This is a genomic window from Peptococcaceae bacterium (genome assembly GCA_024655825.1).
Lineage (GTDB): Bacteria > Bacillota > Peptococcia > DRI-13 > PHAD01 > JANLFJ01.
The window spans coordinates 189,716-196,203 of record JANLFJ010000001.1 but is presented as its reverse complement, the minus strand read 5'-3'; the positions used below and the strand labels follow the sequence as shown (position 1 = coordinate 196,203).

6 protein-coding genes are annotated in these 6,488 nt (G+C 49.7%); all 6 read right to left on the bottom strand.

Going from position 1 to position 6,488, the window contains the following annotated elements:
- Positions 1-95: 95 nt before the first annotated feature.
- The 6 genes from lysS to NUV48_00930 all read right to left on the bottom strand — a co-directional run bounded on the left by lysS (position 96) and on the right by NUV48_00930 (position 6,387).
- Complete coding sequence (gene lysS / locus NUV48_00955) at positions 96-1,541, bottom strand: lysine--tRNA ligase (protein MCR4440705.1); 1,446 nt, start codon at positions 1,539-1,541, stop codon at positions 96-98.
- Between the two features lie 77 nt (positions 1,542-1,618).
- Positions 1,619-2,092 (bottom strand): transcription elongation factor GreA, encoded by a 474-nt coding sequence (gene greA / locus NUV48_00950; GenBank protein MCR4440704.1) that lies wholly within the window; start codon positions 2,090-2,092, stop codon positions 1,619-1,621.
- A 226-nt stretch (positions 2,093-2,318) separates the two neighbouring features.
- Positions 2,319-3,416 carry a shikimate dehydrogenase gene (locus tag NUV48_00945; protein MCR4440703.1) on the bottom strand — a complete coding sequence of 366 codons (1,098 nt, stop codon included), beginning with the start codon at positions 3,414-3,416 and terminating at the stop codon, positions 2,319-2,321.
- Positions 3,417-3,446: 30 nt separating this feature from the next.
- A complete protein-coding gene (locus NUV48_00940; GenBank protein ID MCR4440702.1) occupies positions 3,447-4,358 on the bottom strand; it encodes a quinate 5-dehydrogenase in 912 nt (303 codons plus the stop codon).
- 105 nt (positions 4,359-4,463) lie between these two features.
- The gene (gene dusB, locus NUV48_00935; GenBank protein ID MCR4440701.1) at positions 4,464-5,453 is read right to left on the bottom strand and encodes a tRNA dihydrouridine synthase DusB; all 990 of its coding nucleotides are present in this window, start codon (positions 5,451-5,453) and stop codon (positions 4,464-4,466) included.
- 166 nt (positions 5,454-5,619) lie between these two features.
- The gene (locus NUV48_00930) at positions 5,620-6,387 is read right to left on the bottom strand and encodes a type III pantothenate kinase (GenBank protein ID MCR4440700.1); all 768 of its coding nucleotides are present in this window, start codon (positions 6,385-6,387) and stop codon (positions 5,620-5,622) included.
- Positions 6,388-6,488 lie beyond the last annotated feature (101 nt).

Below are 6,488 nucleotides of genomic sequence, written 5' to 3'. Positions count from 1 at the left end.
TGCGTTCCTTTCAACGCTTGTGCTGTTTGGCCCCCTGAACATAGCAATTAGCTCATACGCAAAAATCATTTAAAAATACGCTTTTTTTGTTTATTTTATAAATCATCCCGCGGCCGCAGGGTGGGAAAAAGTATAACATCCCTGATGGAAGGCGAATCTGTCAAAAGCATAACCAGCCGGTCAATCCCTATGCCCAGCCCGCCGGTGGGCGGCATTCCCACTTCCAGGGCCCGAACAAAATCCTCGTCCATCATGTGGGCCTCTTCATCCCCTTTGGCCCTCTTCTCCGCCTGTTTGAGGAAACGTTCCCGCTGGTCCAGGGCGTCATTTAACTCGGAAAATGCATTGGCTATTTCACGAGCGGTTATAAACGCCTCAAAACGGTACGTAAAGCCGGGGTTATCCGTTTTCCTTTTGGCCAGCGGTGAAATCTCCAGGGGATAATCCAGTATGAAGGTGGGCTGAATAAGGTGTTGCTCAACTTTTTCTTCAAATATCTCATTCAGGATTGTACCCCTGGTCGACTCCCCATCCGTCTTCAAGCCAAGTCTTGACGAAAGCTCTCGCGCTTCTTGGTCACTATTTATTACGTTAAAATCAATCCCGGTATATTTCTTAACCGCTTCTACCATAGTCATCCTGGGCCACGGCGGAGAAAGGTCGATTTTGGTCCCCTGGTACACAACCACGGGGCTCCCCAGCACCTCAAGAGCGACAGTGGAAATCATTTCCTCGGTAAGTTTCATCATATCATGGTAATCGGCATAAGCCTGGTAAAGCTCCATCATGGTAAACTCCGGGTTATGCTTGGTGGAAATCCCCTCGTTGCGAAACACCCGGCCTATCTCATAAACCTTTTCGAGTCCCCCGACAATTAATCTTTTGAGGTGAAGCTCCAGGGCAATACGCATGTACAGGTCAATATCAAGGGCGTTGTGGTGCGTTATAAACGGCCTGGCGCTGGCCCCGCCGGCCACCGTATGCATGGTGGGCGTCTCCACTTCGAGGAAACCCTTATTGTCCAGAAAACGCCGCATCGCCTGGATGATCCTGCTCCTGGTTACAAACACTTTTTTTACTTCAGGGTTCACAATGAGGTCAACGTAACGCTGGCGATACCTTAGTTCCACATCCCGCAACCCGTGCCACTTTTCCGGAAGAGGCCGCAGGGCTTTGGTAAGGAAGGTCAATCCTTTTACTCCGACCGTTATTTCACCCTTTTTCGTCCTAAAAACGTATCCCGAAACCCCGATAATATCGCCGATGTCAAGGCGGGTGAACAGCTCGTGAGTTTCAGGCCCGACATCATCCAGGCGTATGTAAATCTGTATCTGGCCTGAAATATCCTGCAGGTGGGCAAAAGCAGCTTTACCCATATCCCTTTTGGACATTATCCTTCCAGCGATGACAACATCCTTTCCCTCCAGGCGCACAAAATTATCCACTATGTCTGCCGCATAGTGGGTTCTTTCAAACCGGGATCCGAAAGGATCGATTCCCCTTTTTTTCAGTTCGTTCAGTTTCTCCAGGCGGACCTGCATGTGTTCGGTCAATTCAAGTTCCTGGTTTTCAGAAATATCAGCCACGGCAATCTTCCCTTCATGAAATAACTATCCGGTTATATGACGGAAAGTATCTTGAACTTCACCTTTCCGGCCGGTACGTTGATTTCGACGATTTCCCCTTCTTTCTTACCCATGATAGCCTTGCCAACCGGGGACTCGAACGATATTCTATTTTTGGTTGGATCCGCTTCCGCCGAACCTACGATGGTGTATTCGTATTCGTCCCCGTGTTCCATATCTTTTAATGAAATCCTGGCTCCGATATGCACAACGTTGCTGTCTTTCTCGACGTGTTCGATAACTTTCGCATTGCGAAGCATTTTTTCCAGGGTTAAAATACGGCCCTCAATAAACGCCTGTTCATTTTTAGCATCCTCATATTCGGAGTTTTCACTAATATCTCCAAATTCAATAGCCTGTTTAATCCGTTCCGCCACCTCTCTCCTGCGTACCGTTTTCAGCATTTCCAGTTCCTGCTCAAGCTTGCCAAGCCCTTCCTGGGTCAGGAAAACTTCTTTTTCCGCCATCATTCTATCTTCGCTCCCTCAATTTAACTTAAGCCTAAATAAACCTATGCCAGTTCTCTCAAAAATGTTCCGGTCAAGTTTTAAGAAGAAGACTTACCTTTATATTAACAAGCACTGCTTCTCCGGTCGCAGTGCTTGTTTTATTTTAAAGTGGTCATGTAAATCTCTAGGGCTATTATATAGACGGCTACCCTGTTTGTCAAGGCTTTGCAGGTTCACCACACGCTTACATGTTCAGTGTTCCGGTCGCCTTGTTGAGTTTTTTCTGCGCGGCAGCCCTTATTCTGTTTATTTCTTCCGGGGTAACTGTTCTTTCAAAGCTCCTGAACCCCGAAAGCTTAAAGCCGTGTTTTTCAGCCAACCTGGCAATTTCCTCAACCTTTTCAATTTCTATTTCTCTTCCCAGGGAATAGCACTCAAACCTTTTTTCCAAGGTGAGAATCATGGTTTCAGCCATACAGGCGTATGATTTACCGGGAGGAAAGCCGAAGTCAAAATTAAAATCAGTTCCAGGAGGCACATCAACCACCCCGCCTTCGATCACCAGCACATCGTCCCTTTCCCTGGCCACGCGGGGAGAAACATCCCTCGGACGCGCAACATCGCATACGACGGCTCCCGGTTTTAAATCTTCAGGGTATATCTGGAAATCAAGGGAGGATGAGACGGAAACAATCACATCCGCTTTTTTAATCGCCTCTCTCGGCTCACTGCTGATTCTTGCAGCCACACCAGTTTCATACATTATTCTGGCGGCCAGTCTTTCCAGTTTGTTCTGCTGGCGGGCAATAAGGGTCAAATACCTTGCTTCCCTGGCCAAAAGCCGCGCGCAGACGTTTCCGATAGAACCGGTAGCGCCCAGGACAGCTATGTTGGCTTGGGACCAGTCGATCCCCATCAGGCCGGCTGCCATTTTTGCCCCTTCCAAAGCCGTATATACTGTGTAAGAATTACCTGTGGTTACCGGTATACCGGCGTGTTTGGCGATTGTTATCCCGGCATCGCCAACCACCGAAGTAAACGCGCCCAGCCCCACTATCCTGGCCCCGTTTCTTTTGGCAAGTCTTGCTGAAGCGATTATTTTCCGGTAGCATTCTTCCACCGGCAGTTCCAAAAGAAGGCGGGACGTCAGGGGGCAGCCGATAAATTCTCCCCTGCATTCGTTGTATGGTGACTTTACCCCGGTTATTTCCGACACTTTCATCGGAGGTATAAGCCGGGCAACCCTTTCCACCATGAATTGGGGGAACCTCTTAAAAAGGGGAAATTTTCTATAGTAATCATCTATCGCAATCGGATGAATGATAAAGGCAAATTTATCCATATCCTTCCTCCCGGTTTTTTAAAGCTGTTCTTATTGCTGTAAGTCAACAATACGCGGTGCGAAATTAACCTTTTCTAAGATTTCGTTATAGTCATCGCTTTTGATTTCTGCCGGGGGCTTGTCAGCCAGGACAACCAGCACCGCCTCCATAACGTTCGTCCCAAACGAACGCCCTTGAAGTTCCGGAGTGGTGGTGATCAGAAGCCTGGCGCCTCTCCCGGCAAGAAGCTCCACGTCCTCGCGGGTTACGGTATTGGTTATTATTATTTTCCCCTCTATTTTTTCCGGCAAGTACCTTTTTATGTAATGAAAATCTCCGGCGATTATCTCGCTGGCGTCATAATACTTGCGGTATTTTTCTTTGCTCGTAATCTTTTCTTGACGTTCCCCTGTAGGATAGAGGTATTTAAAAGGCAGCCGGCTCACAACAGGACCGAGGATACTGGCAGCAGCGGCAAGGGTGCGTAAAGACCTGAGCAGAACCGGAATGCCCAGGCTAAAAACCAGGTCCCCGAAAACAACCTCGGCTCCTGTTTGCACAAGGGCCTCAGCCATCCCGAAACGGTCAACGCCGCACACCAGCAAAACCTTTTTACCCTTAAAGTCGATCTGGCCGCTTTGTTCCAGGTATAACACGGCCTTTCTTTCCAGGGTGTTTTTTAAGCCCGAACCGTCAACAATAGGAGTGGTCCTGGCCGCTTCCGCGATCCGGCGCGCATCTTTCAGCATGTACCTCTTCCGGCCGGCCTGGATGTACAGGTCGATCCCGCCCATGCCGAAAGCATCCACTTTGCCGTCCAGAGACCGGACAAGCTCAACGGCCTTTTCCAGGTCGCCGTTAGTCCCGATCCTTTCTATTCTGAATTCTATCCCGCAGAACTCCGTCTCCACGCAGTGATCCCTGCGGTCGGACCCGAGGCTAACGCTCACCACGCGTTTCATGCAGCTTCCTCCTTACTTACAGGTTAGCGTTTCTGAAGGCCCCCTTACAGGTTGTGCAATATAACATTATCATACCTCTTTTTTCCATTAAAAGCAAAGAGGTTTTTACCTTCTATCCCTTTGAATCAGTTGCCGGAGATATTCTTCCAGCAGTTCAACCATTTCAGCGCGTGTTTTCGCCTTAAAGATTCCTTCCTTCAAATGCGCGGTGTGCGGCAACCCTTTTAAATACCAGGCAAGGTGTTTGCGCATTTCACGGGCACCGGCCAGTTCACCTTTCAGTTCAATCATCAAATCCAAATGCTCAACGGCTGCGCGGATTCTCTGCGCATGCCCCGGTAAGTTAAACTCTTCTCCTTTTAAAAAAAGGATTGTGTTTGATACCAGCCACGGGTTTCCCAAAACCCCGCGTCCCAGCATGACTGCGTCACAGCCGGTCTCTTCCAGCATTCTGGCCGCATCTGAAGGACTCCATATGTCACCGTTACCGATCACCGGCACAGTTACGGCCTTCTTGACCTCCCGTATTACGCTCCAGTCTGCTTTTCCCGAGTAATACTGATCGCGCGTCCGGCCATGTACGGCAATGGCGCTCGCTCCAGCCTCTTCCAATCTCCGGGCAAAATCGACAGCCACTATGTTTTCCCTGTTCCAGCCGATTCGCATTTTGACTGTAACCGGGACCTGGACCGCCTCGGCCATAGCCCGCACAATCCTGCAGGCGGTGCCGGGCTTTTCCAGCAAGGCCGAGCCTTCGCCGTTCTTAACGATTTTGGGCACGGGACATCCCATGTTGACATCGACAATATCCGCGCCTTGCTGTACGGCAATAGATGCACCCTCGGCCATCACTTCCGGTTCCGAACCGAACAGCTGCACGGCAATAGGTGGTTTTTCACCGGTAAGGTCAAGAAGAGCCTTTGTTTTGACATCCCTGTACGTTAGCGCCTTGGCGCTGATCATTTCCGTGTATACCAGCCCACACCCGTGGGCGCGGGCAATAAGGCGAAAAGCCTTGTCGGTAATACCGGCCATCGGCGCCAGCACTACTTTGTTCGGTATGCTTACCCCGCCGATCTTCACTTGGTCCTCCATTCCCCGTCTCTTCGACAGCGGACTGAAATAAGGGTTTCCCCTTGGCCGCCTGTTTATGGCTTTCCAATATTATAAACATTTATCGAACCGTTTTCAAAGGACAGGGACAAAAAAAGAAAACGGCCTGCGCCGCATAAAATGAGTTTCCCTTATAAAACCGGCCTCTTCAAGACCGGTTGCGTTGATATATTATTTTTAATCCTTCAAGCGTTAAGAAGGGATCAACCTTGTTGATCGTTTCGGAATCAGCGGCGATTAAATCGGCTATCCCGCCGGTAGCCACAACGAAAGCATCGCTGTTTAGTTCCTCTTTGATGCGCCTAACAATGCCGTCAACCTGCCCGATATACCCGTAGACAAGCCCCGCCTGCATGCTGGAAACCGTATTGCGGCCGATCACCTTTTTGGGCTTAACCAGTTCAATCCTGGGCAGCTTGGCCGCTCTCTGGAAAAGGGCCTCGGTGGCTATCCCGATACCCGCGGTAATAGCTCCTCCCAAGTATTCGCCTTTTTCGCTGATCACGCAAAAAGTTGTGGCAGTTCCAAAGTCTACTATAATCAACGGGCCGCCGTACTGCTCATAACCGGCGATGGCGTTAACAATGCGATCTGCGCCAATTTCCCTGGGATTGTCGTAGAGAATAGGCATGCCGGTCTTTACACCCGGTCCTACAATCAGGGGTTCGACATGGAAATACAGCCGGGCCATTTCTTCCAGGGCAGGCATCAAAGGCGGAACAACGGAAGAGATGGCAATCGCCTCAACCTGCCGGTAGTCAAGGTTCCTGTGCGTAAAAAGGTTGCAGATCATTATCCCGTATTCATCCGCGGTCTGGTTACGATTTGTTGACAGCCGCCAGTGCGTTATCAATTTGTCATCATCATAGGTTCCCAGGACAATGTTTGTGTTTCCCACATCGACTACAAGCAGCATGAAAACCACTCCTTATCCACGGCCTGGCACGAATACGTTTGCCCTGCGTTTCGGCAGCAGCAGTCCCTGCCGAAACAATTCTATACTTTTTTCCAAATCCC